13 protein-coding genes are annotated in these 13,732 nt (G+C 70.1%); 7 read left to right on the forward strand and 6 right to left on the reverse strand.

All coding sequences use genetic code 11. The features are described from left to right. Positions 1-102 precede the first annotated feature (102 nt). The 5 genes from Q0818_RS14895 to fae are packed head-to-tail and all read left to right on the forward strand — an operon-like array spanning position 103 to position 4,092. Positions 103-768 (forward strand): ABC transporter permease, encoded by a 666-nt coding sequence (locus Q0818_RS14895; RefSeq protein ID WP_136588013.1) that lies wholly within the window; start codon positions 103-105, stop codon positions 766-768. Then, complete coding sequence (locus Q0818_RS14900; RefSeq protein ID WP_298876571.1) at positions 761-1,795, forward strand: ABC transporter ATP-binding protein; 1,035 nt, start codon at positions 761-763, stop codon at positions 1,793-1,795. Before Q0818_RS14895 ends, Q0818_RS14900 begins: the two co-directional genes overlap by 8 nt. After that, a complete protein-coding gene (locus tag Q0818_RS14905) occupies positions 1,792-2,586 on the forward strand; it encodes an ABC transporter permease (protein ID WP_298876573.1) in 795 nt (264 codons plus the stop codon). The genes Q0818_RS14900 and Q0818_RS14905 overlap by 4 nt, the downstream gene beginning before the upstream one ends. 52 nt (positions 2,587-2,638) lie before the next feature. Continuing rightward, positions 2,639-3,586, forward strand: coding sequence for a glycine betaine ABC transporter substrate-binding protein (locus Q0818_RS14910; protein ID WP_298876576.1), 948 nt, complete (start codon positions 2,639-2,641; stop codon positions 3,584-3,586). Further along, the gene (gene fae, locus Q0818_RS14915) at positions 3,583-4,092 is read left to right on the forward strand and encodes a formaldehyde-activating enzyme (protein ID WP_298876578.1); all 510 of its coding nucleotides are present in this window, start codon (positions 3,583-3,585) and stop codon (positions 4,090-4,092) included. The genes Q0818_RS14910 and fae overlap by 4 nt, the downstream gene beginning before the upstream one ends. A 51-nt stretch (positions 4,093-4,143) precedes the next feature. Here fae and Q0818_RS14920 read toward each other — a convergent pair whose 3' ends face one another. Next, entirely contained in the window at positions 4,144-5,136 is a 993-nt protein-coding gene (locus tag Q0818_RS14920; RefSeq protein ID WP_298877101.1) for a helix-turn-helix domain-containing protein, read from the reverse strand. 89 nt (positions 5,137-5,225) lie between these two features. Here Q0818_RS14920 and Q0818_RS14925 point away from each other — a divergent pair, with 89 nt between their 5' ends. Continuing rightward, positions 5,226-5,465, forward strand: a complete 240-nt coding sequence (locus Q0818_RS14925) for a hypothetical protein (RefSeq protein WP_298876581.1) — start codon at positions 5,226-5,228, stop codon at positions 5,463-5,465. Between the two features lie 213 nt (positions 5,466-5,678). Here Q0818_RS14925 and Q0818_RS14930 read toward each other — a convergent pair whose 3' ends face one another. The 4 genes from Q0818_RS14930 to Q0818_RS14945 form a co-directional block, all read right to left on the reverse strand. Then, the gene (locus Q0818_RS14930) at positions 5,679-7,091 is read right to left on the reverse strand and encodes a glycosyltransferase (RefSeq protein ID WP_298876583.1); all 1,413 of its coding nucleotides are present in this window, start codon (positions 7,089-7,091) and stop codon (positions 5,679-5,681) included. A gap of 4 nt (positions 7,092-7,095) precedes the next feature. Further along, positions 7,096-8,292 (reverse strand): glycosyltransferase, encoded by a 1,197-nt coding sequence (locus Q0818_RS14935; RefSeq protein ID WP_298877103.1) that lies wholly within the window; start codon positions 8,290-8,292, stop codon positions 7,096-7,098. Between the two features lie 278 nt (positions 8,293-8,570). Next, positions 8,571-10,730 carry an ABC transporter ATP-binding protein gene (locus tag Q0818_RS14940; RefSeq protein WP_298876585.1) on the reverse strand — a complete coding sequence of 720 codons (2,160 nt, stop codon included), beginning with the start codon at positions 10,728-10,730 and terminating at the stop codon, positions 8,571-8,573. After that, positions 10,727-12,454 carry an ABC transporter ATP-binding protein gene (locus Q0818_RS14945; protein WP_298876588.1) on the reverse strand — a complete coding sequence of 576 codons (1,728 nt, stop codon included), beginning with the start codon at positions 12,452-12,454 and terminating at the stop codon, positions 10,727-10,729. Before Q0818_RS14945 ends, Q0818_RS14940 begins: the two co-directional genes overlap by 4 nt. 161 nt (positions 12,455-12,615) lie before the next feature. Here Q0818_RS14945 and Q0818_RS14950 point away from each other — a divergent pair, with 161 nt between their 5' ends. Further along, positions 12,616-13,209 carry a hypothetical protein gene (locus Q0818_RS14950; RefSeq protein WP_298876590.1) on the forward strand — a complete coding sequence of 198 codons (594 nt, stop codon included), beginning with the start codon at positions 12,616-12,618 and terminating at the stop codon, positions 13,207-13,209. A gap of 6 nt (positions 13,210-13,215) precedes the next feature. Here the strand turns inward: Q0818_RS14950 and Q0818_RS14955 are convergent, their stop codons facing one another. Beyond that, the gene (locus Q0818_RS14955) at positions 13,216-13,653 is read right to left on the reverse strand and encodes a MerR family transcriptional regulator (RefSeq protein ID WP_298876592.1); all 438 of its coding nucleotides are present in this window, start codon (positions 13,651-13,653) and stop codon (positions 13,216-13,218) included. Positions 13,654-13,732 lie beyond the last annotated feature (79 nt).

Here is a 13,732-nt window from a genome sequence, read left to right on the forward strand (position 1 = left end):
TGCCATATGAACAACACTGGTTGAGGATAAGAACCCCCCGGCCGTACAGTCAGCCGCAGCCGTGAACCGCGGCCCATCTCGATGAGGAGAGGAGTGCGACGCATGTCCGACTTCGACCTCGGCGGACTCTTCACCTTCTGGGGCCGCCGCAGTGACGACATCGCCGAACTCGTGCTCCAGCACGTCGCCGTCGTCGTGCTGAGCATCGCCATCGCCGCCGTCATCGGCATCGCGATCGGCATCGCCGTCTGGAACCGCCCGGTTTCGCGATCGGTCACGATCGCCGCCGCGGGCGTCGCCCTGACCATTCCCTCGCTGGCCCTGCTGGCGTTGCTGACCCCGGTGCTCGGACTCGGCTGGACACCCACGGTGTTCTCGCTCGTGTTCTACTCGCTGCTGCCGATCGTGCGGAACACCGTCGTGGGGCTGCGCGAGGTCCCACCCGCGATCATGGAATCAGCCAAGGGCATGGGCATGTCGCCCGCGCGCATCCTGCTCTCGGTGCAGCTGCCGATCGCCTGGCCCATCATCCTCACGGGGGTCCGCGTCGCCGCGCAACTCACCGTCGGCATCGCCGCGATCGCGGCCTACGTCGCCGGCCCCGGTCTCGGCCAGTTCATCTTCATGGGCCTGTCGTCGCTCGGTTCGCGCAACGCCCTCAACTTCGCGCTCACAGGAACCCTCGGCGTCATCGTGCTGGCCCTGCTCCTGGATGCCGCCTTCGTCTTCATCACCCGCGTCACCACCTCAAGGGGGCTCCGTGTCTGACACCACCACCACTTCCCGACCGGCCACCGCGAGCGACTCCTCGGGAGTCGGCATCCGCCTCGACGGGGTGACGAAGGTCTACCCCGGTCAACCCACCCCCGCCGTTGACGCGTTCTCGATGAGCGTCGAGCCCGGCGAGCTCATCATGTTCGTCGGCCCATCGGGCTGCGGCAAGACCACGACGATGAAGATGATCAACCGCATCATCGAGCCCACCTCGGGCACCATCTCGATCGACGGTCGCGACGTGCTCTCGCTCGATCCCAACGAGCTGCGACGACACATCGGCTACGTCATCCAGCAGATCGGCCTCTTCCCACACATGACGATCGGCGAGAACATCGCCGTCGTTCCCAAGCTGCTCGGCTGGTCGAAGAAGCGAACCGCCGATCGCGTCGAAGAGCTGCTCGAGACCGTTCAGCTGAGCGGCGACTTCGCCCAGCGCTATCCGCGGCAGCTCTCGGGCGGCCAGCAACAGCGCGTCGGCGTCGCACGCGCCCTCGCCGCCGACCCGCCCGTCATGCTGATGGACGAGCCCTTCGGCGCGACCGATCCCATCACCCGCGAGCGTCTGCAGGCCGAGTTCCTGCGCCTTCAGGAGTCGATCGGCAAGACGATCATCTTCGTCACCCACGACTTCGATGAGGCCATCCGCCTGGGCGATCGCATCGCCGTGCTGTCCGAGCGCAGTCGCATCGAGCAGTTCGACACCCCCGCCGCGATCCTGGCCGCTCCGGCCAACGACTACGTGCGCTCGTTCATCGGGCACGGCGCGGCCCTCAAGCGCCTCGCGCTCATCCCCGTCGGCGAGGCCCCCCTGGGTCCGGTGACGGATGCCGGCGCCGCCCGCGTCTCGGTCGCCGACAACCTGCGCGACGCCCTGGACCTGCTCGTGGTCAACGGTTCCCCGTCGATCGCCGTGGTCGATCGCGAGGGTCGGGCCGTGGGCTCCCTGACGATGGAGCGCATCTCGGCCGCCCTCGGCGTCGAGGTCGCCGACATCTCCCGCCCGGGCGGCGTGCGATGACCACCGTCACCACCGAGACCCAGAGCATCGGCGCCGCACGCCTGGCGGCCACGCGCCGTCAGCGCGGCGGACGTCGCATCTGGAAGCGCTTCGTCACCCCCGCGGTGGTGATCGTGATCCTCGCGGCGCTGTACCTATGGGTGTCGTCCCTGGAGCTCGACTCCATCGAGCAGCGCACCCTGAACGCCGACTACCTCTTCCTGCGGGTCGGCGAGCACCTCAGCCTCACGGTGGCGGCGTCCGCGTTGGTCGCCGTGCTCGCCATCCCGGTCGGCATCCTGCTGGCGAAGACGCCCTCGCGTACGGTCAAGGCGATCGTGCTGGCTCTGGCCAACATCGGACAGGCCACCCCCGCGGTCGGTGTCGTGATCCTCCTCGCCATCATCTGGCAGACCGGGTACACGACGGCGCTCGTGGCCCTCGTGATCTACGCGTTCCTGCCCGTGCTGCGCAACACGATGATCGGCATCGAGCAGGTCGACGGCGCGATCCGCGAGTCGGCCCGCGGCATGGGTATGACGCCCGTGCAGGTGCTCGCCCGCATCGAGCTGCCGCTCGCCGTCCCCGTGGTCCTCGCGGGACTGCGCACCGCCCTGGTGTTCTGCGTCGGCGTCGCGACCATTGCGACCTTCATCAACGCCGGCGGCCTCGGCGACATGATCGTCAACGGCCTGAAGCTCCAGCGCTACCCCGTGCTCGTCACCGGTGCCGTGCTCGTCGCCTGCATCGCGCTGCTGATCGACTGGATCGCCGGCGTCGCCGAAGACCTGCTGACCCCCAAAGGCATCTGAGCCCCCACCGTCCCTGCATCACCCACCCGCACCACCACCCTTAGGAGACACAATGAAGCGTCGTCCGCTTCTCTCGCTGACCGCCGTCGCGGCCCTCGGCGTCCTCGCCCTCACCGCCTGCTCGGGCGGCTCCTCCGGCTCCGGCTCCGCCGCCGGCGGCAGCGACGAACTCGCCGGGCTCACCGGACAGATCGGCTCGAAGGACTTCTCGGAGCAGTACATCCTGGCCCACATCACCACGCAGCTGCTCAACGCGCGCGGCGCCGACGTCGAGGCCAACACCAAGCTCGTCGGTTCGGCGAACGTCCGCCAGGCCCTCGAGAGCGACGAGTTCCTCGGGTACTGGGAGTACACCGGCACGTCGTGGATCACGTACAACGGCAACACCGCTCCCGTCGCCGGGGCCGAGGCGCAGTTCGCCGCGACGAAAGATGCCGATTCCGCCAAGGGCATCGCCTGGCTCGACCCCGCACCGCTGAACAACACGTATGCCTTCGCGATCCGCGCCGACAAGGCCGAGGAGCTCGGTGTGAAGACGCTCTCCGACGTCGCGAAGCTGCCCGCGAGCGAGCAGACGTTCTGCATCGAGAGCGAGTTCTCCACCCGCGACGACGGCTGGCCGGGACTCAAGAAGGCGTACGGCTTGAACGTCCCCGACTCCCAGGTCGCTCTGCTCGATACCGGCGTCATCTACACCGCGACGCAGAAGGGCGACGACTGCAACTTCGGCGAGGTCTTCCAGACCGACGGCCGCATCCCCGCCCTCGACCTCGTGGTGATGCAGGACGACAAGGAGTTCTTCCCCGTCTACCAGGGCGCCTTCACCCTCAAGCAGTCGACGCTCGACCAGTACCCGGCGATCGCCGACGTGATCGCCGAGATCTCGCCGCTGCTGACCACCGAGGAGATGCAGAAGCTCAACGCCCTGGTCGACGTCGACGGCGAGGACCCCGAGGACGTCGCCACCGACTGGCTCAAGGAACAGGGACTCGTCGGATGAGCCTCGCCGTGCAGATCGGCGAGAGCTTCGTCGGCGAGGGGGCGCACGCCGCGCACATCAACACGGTGCTCGGCCACCGCGACGGTCCCGCCGGCACGGCGTGGGCCACCGCCCTGGCGACGCCGAGCGCGGGGCACGTCCCCTTCGTCGCGGTGCTCCGTCCGTCCCTGCCCGTCAAGCCGCTCACCCTGTTCGTCACCAAGTCGGCGCCCGAGAGCGACGCCCACGGGCTGCTGATCTGGGGCCCGGCGCAGGCGGGGGTGGCATCCGGGATCGCCGATGCCGTCGCCGACGGCGAGATCCCCGCCGACTGGGCCGACACGCACGCGGTGATCGCCGCGGTGTGGGTCAACCCCGCCGCCACCGATGCGGAGCTGATCTACCGCAACAATCGCCAGGCCGCCCGCGAGGCGATCCGCAACGGAGCCCATTCGCTGCCCGCCACCGAGGACGTGCTCGCCGCGCGCACCGCGCCGTCGAACCCGTTCTTCACCCCCGCGTCCTGACGCTGTTCCGGAACGGCCCCACCCTCCCGGGGTGGGGCCGTTTCGACGTTCTCACGCGGGGATCGGCTCCGAGGCGCGGGCGGATGTCACCGTCTCCGCGCACGAGAACCGGGCGCGGTACGCCGTCGGCGTGAGCCCCATCGTGCGCGCGAAGTTCTGCCGCAGCACCGCCGCGGAACCGAATCCGCACTCGGCGGCGATGCGGTCGAGGCCGAGGTCGGTCTCCTCCAGCAGGCGCTGCGCGTGCAGCAGCCGCTGGCGCGCGAGCCACGCGGCCGGGGTCGCGCCCAGATCGGCCTTGAAGCGACGGGCGAAGGTGCGCGGCGACATATGCGCGCGGGCGGCGAGTCGATCGACCGAGAGCTCGGCATCCAGGTTCTGCAGCATCCACTCGGTCACCGGAGCGAGCGAGAGCGAGGTGTCGACGGGGATGGGCGAGGCGATGAACTGCGCCTGACCGCCGTCGCGCTGCGGGGCGACGACCATCCGCCGCGCGATGCGATTGGTGAGCTCCGACCCGAGCTCCTGACGCAGCAGGTGCAGGCACGCGTCGAGTCCCGCGGCGGTGCCGGCGCTGGTGATGATGTTGTCCGACTGCACGTACAGCACGTCGGGATCGACGTCGATCGAGGGGTACATCCGTGCCATCACGTCGGCGTAGCGCCAGTGCGTGGTCGCCCGTTTGCCGTCGAGAACCCCGGATGCCGCGATCACGAACGACCCGCTGCACACGCTCAGCAGCCAGGCGCCGCGGGCGTTCGCGGAACGCACGACCTCGAGGACGCGCTCGTCGACGGCACCCCACTGCTCACGCGGGATGGGCGCCAGCACGAGGATGTCGACGTCGGCCGCCGCCTCGAGACCGTGCTCGACGTTGAGCGAGAAGGCGATGTTCGCGGGCACGACGCCCGGGTCGGGGGCGACGATGCGGAAGTCGAAGTTCGGGATGCCGTCATCGCTGCGATCGAGACCGAAGGCCTCGCAGGCGAGCCCGAATTCGAACGGGGCGAACCCCGGCTGGACGACGACGGCGACCGAGCGCATGCGCACCTCCGGTGTGTGGCAGAAATCTTACGATGTACGACCATCATGCCACTCGTCGGCATGATTCCTCTACCCGTAGCTTCTCTGCCATGGCTTACTTCATCGCTCTCGGCATCCTGTCCCTCGCCGGAATCGTCGGCACGGCGTGGCTCGTCCACACCGACGGCTACGGGCGCATCCCCACCGACCCCTCGCGGGCGCTGCCGCGCGAGCGTGACACCGCCCCCGAGGCGGCGGTCGAACCCGCCGCGGCGCCTGCGACTTCGACGTCGACCGTGCCCGCGACGTCGCCGGTCGCCGTGGTGCAGCCCAGCGGCCGCCTGGCATGACGGCGCCCCCGCACCCGACACCCCACCCGGACACAACGGCAGTCCCCACACCCGACACGCCTCCCCCGGGATGCCGAACCCCGGCGCGCCGGCCGATCGACCCGCCGCTGTGCACAGCCGGACAGGCGGGTCGGCGCCCGGACCGGATGAGCCGTTCACCCCCGGCGCATCAGCCGACCCGCCCCGCCGTCGTGCACGGCCGGCCGGCGAGGGTCACCGGCCGGAGCGGATGACCCGTTCGTAGACGGCGACCATCGCCGCGGTGCGGGACGACTGGCGGAACCGCTCGGCGATCGACGGCTCCGCGCGCACGGGCGAACCCGCGGCGATGTCGGCGGCCGCACGGCGCAGGGCCTCCGCGAGCGCCGGGACCGTGGCATCCGCGACGCTCCAGGTCCCCCCGCCGAGCTCGGCCGCGATGTCGGGGTCGGTCACGACGGCAGGGGTGCCGAGGGAGGCGGCCTCGAAGACCGTCATCCCCTGCGTCTCGAAGCCGATCGAGGTCTGCACCACGGCGTCGGCGTCGGCGAGCCGGGCGAGGGTCTCGGCGTGGGGCAGTCGCCCCGAGAAGACCACGGCGGCCGTGGGGCGTTCACGCTCGACGAGACGCTGGGCCGCCGTCAGCTGGGCGCCCCCGCCGATGACCTCGACCTCGGCGTCGATCCCGGATGCCACGACGGCCTCGAGGAAGGGCAGCAGACGCTTCTCGGGGCTCATGCGGCCGAGCCAGACGAATCGCGCAAGTCCGGGTCGGCGCGCGGAGGACCCGAAGGCGAGGGCGGCGTCGAGCACGTCGTCGTCGATGCCGTTCCAGATGACGTCGACCGACGGCGCCACCCCGTGCCGTTCCAGACGGCGAGCGAAGTGGGCGGACGGCGCCGTCACCGCGCGCGACAGGCGGGCGAGTCGATGCAGGAAGGCCCACCCGTCGACGCGGGATGCCGGAACCAGCGGTGTCGACCCGTCGGAGCTCGTGGAATCGCGCGGATCCCGCGGCGCTTCGCCGGCATCCTGCGCGGGAACCCCGCTCCTGCGGGCCGCGCGGGGAGTCGCTACGGAGGGGCCATCCGCCACCGTCGCCTCGGAGGTCGCGGAATCGCGCGCTGCCCGCGGATCGTCGTGCGCGTCCCTCGACGGACCCCCGCCATGACGGACGGCGCGCCGCACCGCCGGGGAGGGCAGCGCACGGCGAGCCCACGCGTTCAGCACGCGCAGCACGAGCGACGGGAACGGCGCCGTCGCCTCGATCCCGACGTCGACGCGGTTGTGCATCGTGTGCACCACCGGCAGCCCGTGCCGCGCGGCGAATCGGTGACCGATGAACGCGCCCCAGAAATCGGCCTGCACGTGCACGACGTCGGCGGGCAGTCGCGCGCCCATCTCGGCATCCAGGAATCGGTCCGTCCGCGCACCGGGCCACGTGAGCGCGTACTCACGGTCGGGCGTGATCGCGATCGACGGCAGGTCGAGGTAGGCCGGATCGTCGGATGCCGGACGGTGCAGGCGCGGAGCGACGACCGTGACGACGTGGCCGGCGCGCTCGAGGAACCGCTTCTGCAGCCGCATCGACACCTGCGCGCCGCCGAGCGACTCGAGGTGCTGATCGGCGAACATCACCACGTGCACGCGGTCACTCCGGCAGCGGGCGACCGCGATACAGCGCTTCGAAGGTGTCGAGGGTGCGGGTGATGTCGTGCACGGCGACGGCGTCGAGCGATGCCTGCTGCATGCGCCGACGATCCTCGGGCGACGCGGTGAGCACGACGGTCAGGCGCGCCGCGAGCTCGTCGGCGTCGCCGGGGGTGAAGAGGTACCCGTTCTCGCCCTCGTGCACGAGGTGCGGCAGGGCGACCGCGTTCGCCGCCACGATCGGCAGACCGGATGCCATGGCCTCCATCGTCGCGATCGACTGGAGCTCGGCGATCGAGGCGATCGCGAAGACGCTCGCACGCGAGTACAGATCGCGGAGCTCGTCGTCGGACGTGTGACCGTGGAACGTGACGCGCTTCGCCACGCCGAGCTGCTGCGCGAGGGCTTCGAGCTTGGCGCGCTGGTCGCCGCCGCCGACGATGTCGAAGGTGGCGTCGAGCGCGGGGTCGAGCTGGGAGAGGGCCTTCAGCACGACGTCGATGTGCTTCTCGGTGGTCAGCCGGCCGACGAACAGGATGCGGTTGGCGTCGCGCGGGGTGAGGTCGGGGCGATAGTTCGAGCGGTCGATCCCGCACGAGATCGGGATGACGCCGTCGATGTCGATCGTCGACTCGAGGAAGTCGGCCGCCTTGCGCGTGGGCGTGGTCACCGCGCGCGTCATCTTGAACGTGCGCTCCGCGTCGGCCCACGCGAGCTTGACGAAGACGCGGTCGAGCCAGTCGGGGAGCGTGGTGAAGTCGAGGATGTTCTCGGCCATCACGTGGTTGGTCGCCACGACCGGGATGCCGCGCTTGCGCGCCTCGCGGGCGAGACCGCGGCCGATCACGATGTGCGACTGGATGTGCACGACATCGGGCTTGACCTCGTCGAGCACGATGCGGGCGTAGTGCTTCGAGCGCCACGGCAGCACGTAGGTGATCCAGTCGTGCGGGAGGAATCGGTAGGCCGGGAGCCGGTGCATCATCATCGGCTGACCCTCGATCGTCTCGATCGCGGTGCCCGCGTTGCTGTGGCCGACGCTGGGGGCGGCGACGTGGACGTCGTGACCGCGAGCGACCAGGCCCGCCGCGAGGCGTTCGGCGAAGCGGGCGGCGCCGTTCACGTGGGGCAGGAAGGTGTCGGCGCCGATGAGGATCTTCAGCGGGCGGTCGGCGGACGCGGACGGGTCGGGGGACACGGCGGCGGGCGCGGGATCGTCGGCGGGCGTCGCAGGAGTGGTCACGTGTGGTGAGGCCTATCTGTGCGGCGGGCGGTGCGCGGGGTCGGTGCAGTGCGGTGCATGCGTCCGTCCACTGTACCCGGGAGGGTTTTCCCCGCCCGGGCGCCGCTCACAGGTGGACGTCGCGCGGACGGGATCCGCACAGACGAGCCGACGAGCCGACGAGCCGACGAGCCGACGAGCCGCGGCGTATCGCAAGTCGACCGGCGAGGTCCGGAGCGCGTGACACGCCCCTGTCAGCGACCCTCCGCCGACGGGGAACCGTTCGCCGGACGCGGCGGCCCGTCGACACCCGCCGGGACGACCACCTCGGAGGCCGCAGCAGCCATCGCCGAGACCACCTCGCTGTCGCCCGTCACCCGCGCGGGCCGTTCGCCGGACTCCTCCGACATCGACTCGGACGCATCGAGGTCGGCCGCGGCCTGTTCGAACTGCGACCGGTAGAGCCGGTAGTACGCACCCTGCGCGGCGATGAGTTCGTCGTGCGTGCCCTTCTCGACGATGTCGCCGTGCTCCATCACGAGGATGAGGTCGGCGTCGCGGATCGTGGAGAGACGGTGAGCGATGACGAACGAGGTGCGGCCCTCGCGCAGCGCCGCCATCGCCTGCTGCAGCAGCAGCTCGGTGCGCGTGTCGACGGAGGAGGTCGCCTCGTCGAGGATGAGCACCGACGGGCGGGCGACGAATGCCCGGGCGATCGTGATCAGCTGTTTCTCGCCCGCCGAGACGTTGGCGGCATCCTCATCGAGGACGGTGTCGTACCCCTCGGGCAGGGAGTGCACGAACTGGTCGACGCGCGTGGCCACCGCCGCCTCGACGATCTCGTCGTCGGTCGCGCTCTCGCGGCCGTAGCGGATGTTGTCGCGGATGGACCCCGCGAACAGCCACGGGTCCTGCAGCACCATGCCGGTGCGCGAGCGGACGTCGTCGCGACGCAGCTCGGCGATGTCCTGACCGTCGAGCAGGATGCGCCCTCCGTCGAGCTCGTAGAAGCGCATGATGAGGTTGACCAGGGTGGTCTTGCCCGCTCCGGTGGGTCCGACGATGGCGACGGTCTGCCCGGGCTCGACGCGGAACGACAGGTCGGTGATGAGGGGCCGCTCGGGCGTGTACGAGAAGCGGACGTTCTGGAACTCGATGACGCCTCGCCCCTCGGGAGCGGCCGGCGCGTCGACGGCGTCGGCCTCTTGCTCGTCGGCGTCGAGGAGGGCGAAGACGCGTTCCGCCGAGGCGGTCCCGGACTGCACGACGGCCGCCATTCCGCCCAGCTGCGACAGCGGCTGCGTGAACTGCTGCGAGTACTGGATGAAGGCCTGCACGTCGCCGAGGCGGATCTGCCCGGCCGCGACCATGAGCCCGCCGAGCACGGCGATGCCGACGTAGGTGAGGTTCCCGACGAACATCATGCCGGGCATGATCATGCCGGACAGGAACTGCGCTCGGAAGCTGGCCTGGTAGAGCTCCTCGTTCTCGAGCTCGAACTTCTCGCGGGCGTCCTTCTCGCGCCCGTAGACCTTGACCAGCGCATGACCGGAGAACGACTCCTCGACGCGGGCGTTGAGGCGGCCGACCTTCTTCCACTGCTCACCGAACGCCTTCTGCGACTTCGGGCCGATGACGCCGAAGATGACCGCCATGAGCGGCAGCGAGACCAGGGCGACGAGCGCGAGCTGCCACGAGATCGTGAACATCATGATGAGCACGCCGACGACGGTCAGCACCGAGGTCAACGCGCTCGAGAGCGACTGCTGCATGGTCTGCGTGATGTTGTCGATGTCGTTCGTCACGCGCGAGATCAGCTCGCCGCGCTGCACCTTGTCGAAGTACGAAAGAGGCAGCCGGTTGATCTTGGCCTCGACGTCTTCACGCAGGCGCCACATCGTGCGCACCATGATGATGTTGATGACGTAGCCCTGGATCCACGACAGCAGCGACGAGCCGACGTAGATCGCGAGCACCGTGACGATCACGACGCGCAGAGCGTCGAAGTCGACGCCCGCGCCGACCTGGAAGCTGTTCATCGCGGAGACGATGTTGGCGATGTCGGTCTGACCCGATGCGCGCAGCGCCTCGACGACGACCTCCTTCGAGGTGCCCGCGGGGAAGGCCTCGCCCAACCCGCGCGACACCACGCCCTCGAAGATGATGTTGGTCGCATCCCCCAGGACGCGTGGAGCGAGCACCGCCAGCACCACTCCGAGGGCGCCGAGGGCGGAGACGAGGGCGAACGCCCACGCGTAAGGACGAAGCAGCCCGATCAGGCGTCGGAAGCTGGGGCCGAAGGCAGCGGCCTTGCCGGGGGCGACGCTGTTCCAGTCTCCCGAGTTCTGTCGCGCCTGCTCGGCGAGCTCGAGCTCGGCGCGGTCTTCATCGGTGAGGGCGTCGGGCGCGCTCATGCTTCCACCCCCAGCTGCGATTCGACGATCTCTCGATACGTGGGACTCGTGCGCAACAGCTCGTCATGCGTGCCGAGTCCGGCCATGCGTCCGTCTTCGAGGACCACGATGCGGTCGGCCCCGGTGATGGTCGACACGCGCTGCGCGACCACGATCTTCGTCACCTCGGGCAACTCCGCCCAGAGCGCCGCCCGCAGGCGCGCGTCGGTGGTGAGGTCGAGCGCGGAGAACGAGTCGTCGAAGACCAGCACGCGGGGCCGGTGCACGATCGCCCGCGCGATCGCGAGGCGCTGCCGCTGACCGCCAGAGACATTGGTGCCGCCCTGGGCGATGCGCCCCTCGAGCTTGCCGTCCATGGCCTCGACGAAGTCGCGTCCCTGCGCGATCTCGAGGGCGTGCCACAACTCGTCGTCGGTGGCGTCTTCGCGGCCGAACCGCAGATTGGATGCCACGGTGCCGCTGAAGAGGAAGGGGCGCTGCGGAACGAGACCGATGCCCTTCCACAGCTCGTCGAGGTCGGCCTCGCGCACGTCGACCCCGCCGACGCGCACCGCGCCGCCCGTGACGTCGAAGAGGCGCGGGATGAGGGAGACGAGAGTGGTCTTCCCCGCACCCGTCGATCCGACGATGGCGACGGTCTCGCCCGGGGCCGCGCGGAAGGTGACGCCCGCCACCACCGGCGCTTCCGCGCCCGGGTACGCGAACGACACGTCGTCGAACTCGACCGCGCCGGCCTCGGGGAACGCGCGCACGGGATGGTCGGGACGGTGCAGCGTCGACGTGCTGTCGAGCACCTCGCCGATGCGCTCGGCCGACACGGCCGCGCGCGGGATCATCACGGTCATGAAGCTGGCCATGAGCACGCCGCCGAGGATCTGCGCGACGTACTGGATGAAGGCGAAGAGCGTACCGATCTCGACCCCGCCGGCGTCGACCTGGATGCCGCCGAACCAGATCACCCCGACGACGGTGACGTTGAGCACGAGCATCGCCAGCGGGAACAGCAGCACGAAGAGGGAGCCCACCTTGCGGCCCACCACGAGGATGTCGGTGTTCGCCCGGCGGAAACGCTCTTCTTCGATGCGCTCGCGCACGAAGGCCCGCACGACGCGCACCCCGGTCAGCTGCTCGCGCATGACCCGGTTCACGCCGTCGAGCTTGGACTGGTAGCTGCGGAACAAAGGCACCATGCGCGCGATGATCAGCCCCGCCGCGACGAGCAGGACGGGCACCGCGACGGCGATCAGCCAGCTGAGACCGACGTCTTGCTGCAGCGCCATGATGACGCCGCCGACCGCGAGGAGCGGGGCACTGACGAGCATGGTGGCGCCCATCATCGCCAGCATCTGCACCTGCTGCACGTCGTTGGTGTTGCGAGTGATCAAGGAGCCCGCGCCGAACTGCGACAGCTCGCGCTCGGAGAATCCGCTCACGCGCTCGAACACATCGCGCCGGATGTCGCGGCCGGCGGCCATGGCGGCGCGCGCGGCGAAGTACGTGGCGATGACGGATGCCACGATCTGGCCGAGCGAGATGACGAGCATGAGGGCGCCGCGCGACCAGATGAATCCCGTGTCGCCCTGCGCGACGCCGAGGTTGATGATGTCGGCGTTCAAACGCGGTAGGTAGAGCGTCGCCAGGGCGGACGCGGCCTGGAAGACCAGGATGGCGGCCAGGAGCCAGCGATACCGCGACAGGTAGCGCATGAGGAGTTTGCCGAGCACGGGACCCTCCGGGTGTGTGGGGGCGGTCGCGATGACCGCGGATATCAGCCTGTCACTGACCTCCGACATCGGCGACACTTTCGCGCATGGGAGCGTTCTCTACTCGCGAACGCCGACCCTCGGCATCCCTCTCCCAGGACGCGACTCGTAGGCTGTGGGGCATGTCCCGACTGCAGGCCGACGCCCCCGCCGACCTCTGGGTGCCGGTGACCGGCTCCCTCGGATTCCGTGGCCGCCGCCACCGCAAGGCGGCGATCGGCATGCTGCTGAGCCAGGCGAACCAGGCCACCGGCGCCACGCCGCGCGCGGGCGGCGGCGCGTTCGCGTGGATCCTCAGCCAGGCGGCCCCGCTGCTCATGCGCCGCGCCGCCGGGCGCGTGCTCGTGTGGGTCTGGAAGAGCGATCCCGAGCTGCTGGTCGTGATGGCGCAGCTGCAGGAGGCCACGCCGCAGCTGCGCACCGCGCGCGCCATGATGCCCATGGAGTACGACGACACGGAGTCGTTCCGCAACCCTCACCTCGGCGTCGGCGAGAAGCTGGCGATGCCCCTGCCGAGCGATCCGAAGACACCGCCGTTCGCCACCTACACGTGGGACACCGGCTCGCACTTCGTGACGGTCACCGCTGTCTGCTCGGACCGGCAGCGCTTCGGCACGATCATCGACCAGGTGGATGCCGTCGCGCGCACGATCCGCGTCGTCGACGACCTGCAGGTGGGCGAGTCCCGGAAGGTGCTGCGCCTGGATCCCGCCTGACGCGTCTCAGTCGTCGTGGAGACCGTGCGGGCGCCAGAGCACCACGTCGGTCGCGCGTCGCACGCGCGCACCGTGGCGAAGCGTCACGACCGAACCCGTCGCGCCCGCCGCGAAGACGCGTGCACCGGGACGCGACTGCCGCTCGGCGTTGAGCTGTCGCTCGAGATCGTTCACGCGACGGGCGAGCTCGTGCACGCGCTCCTCGAGCGCGAGCAGACGGGCGATGGCGGGAAGACTCATGCCCTCGCCCGAGAGCCGGGCCACCTCGCGCAGCTGCTGCACGTGACGGCTGGAGTACCGCCGCGACCCGCCCTGCGTGCGCGCGGGCACGACGAGGCCGAGGCGGTCGTACTGGCGCAGGGTCTGCGGGTGCATGTTCGACAGTTCCGCCGCGGCGGCGATGGCGAAGATCGGGGCGTCTTCGTCGATCTCTCTCTCGGCCACGTCTCACCTTCTTCCGTCGTGGCGGTTGCGACACCGGGTTCTCGGCATCCTGTCTCATCGGATGCCGAGAACCGCGGCG

This window comes from uncultured Microbacterium sp. (assembly GCF_947489255.1).
GTDB lineage: Bacteria > Actinomycetota > Actinomycetes > Actinomycetales > Microbacteriaceae > Microbacterium > Microbacterium phycohabitans.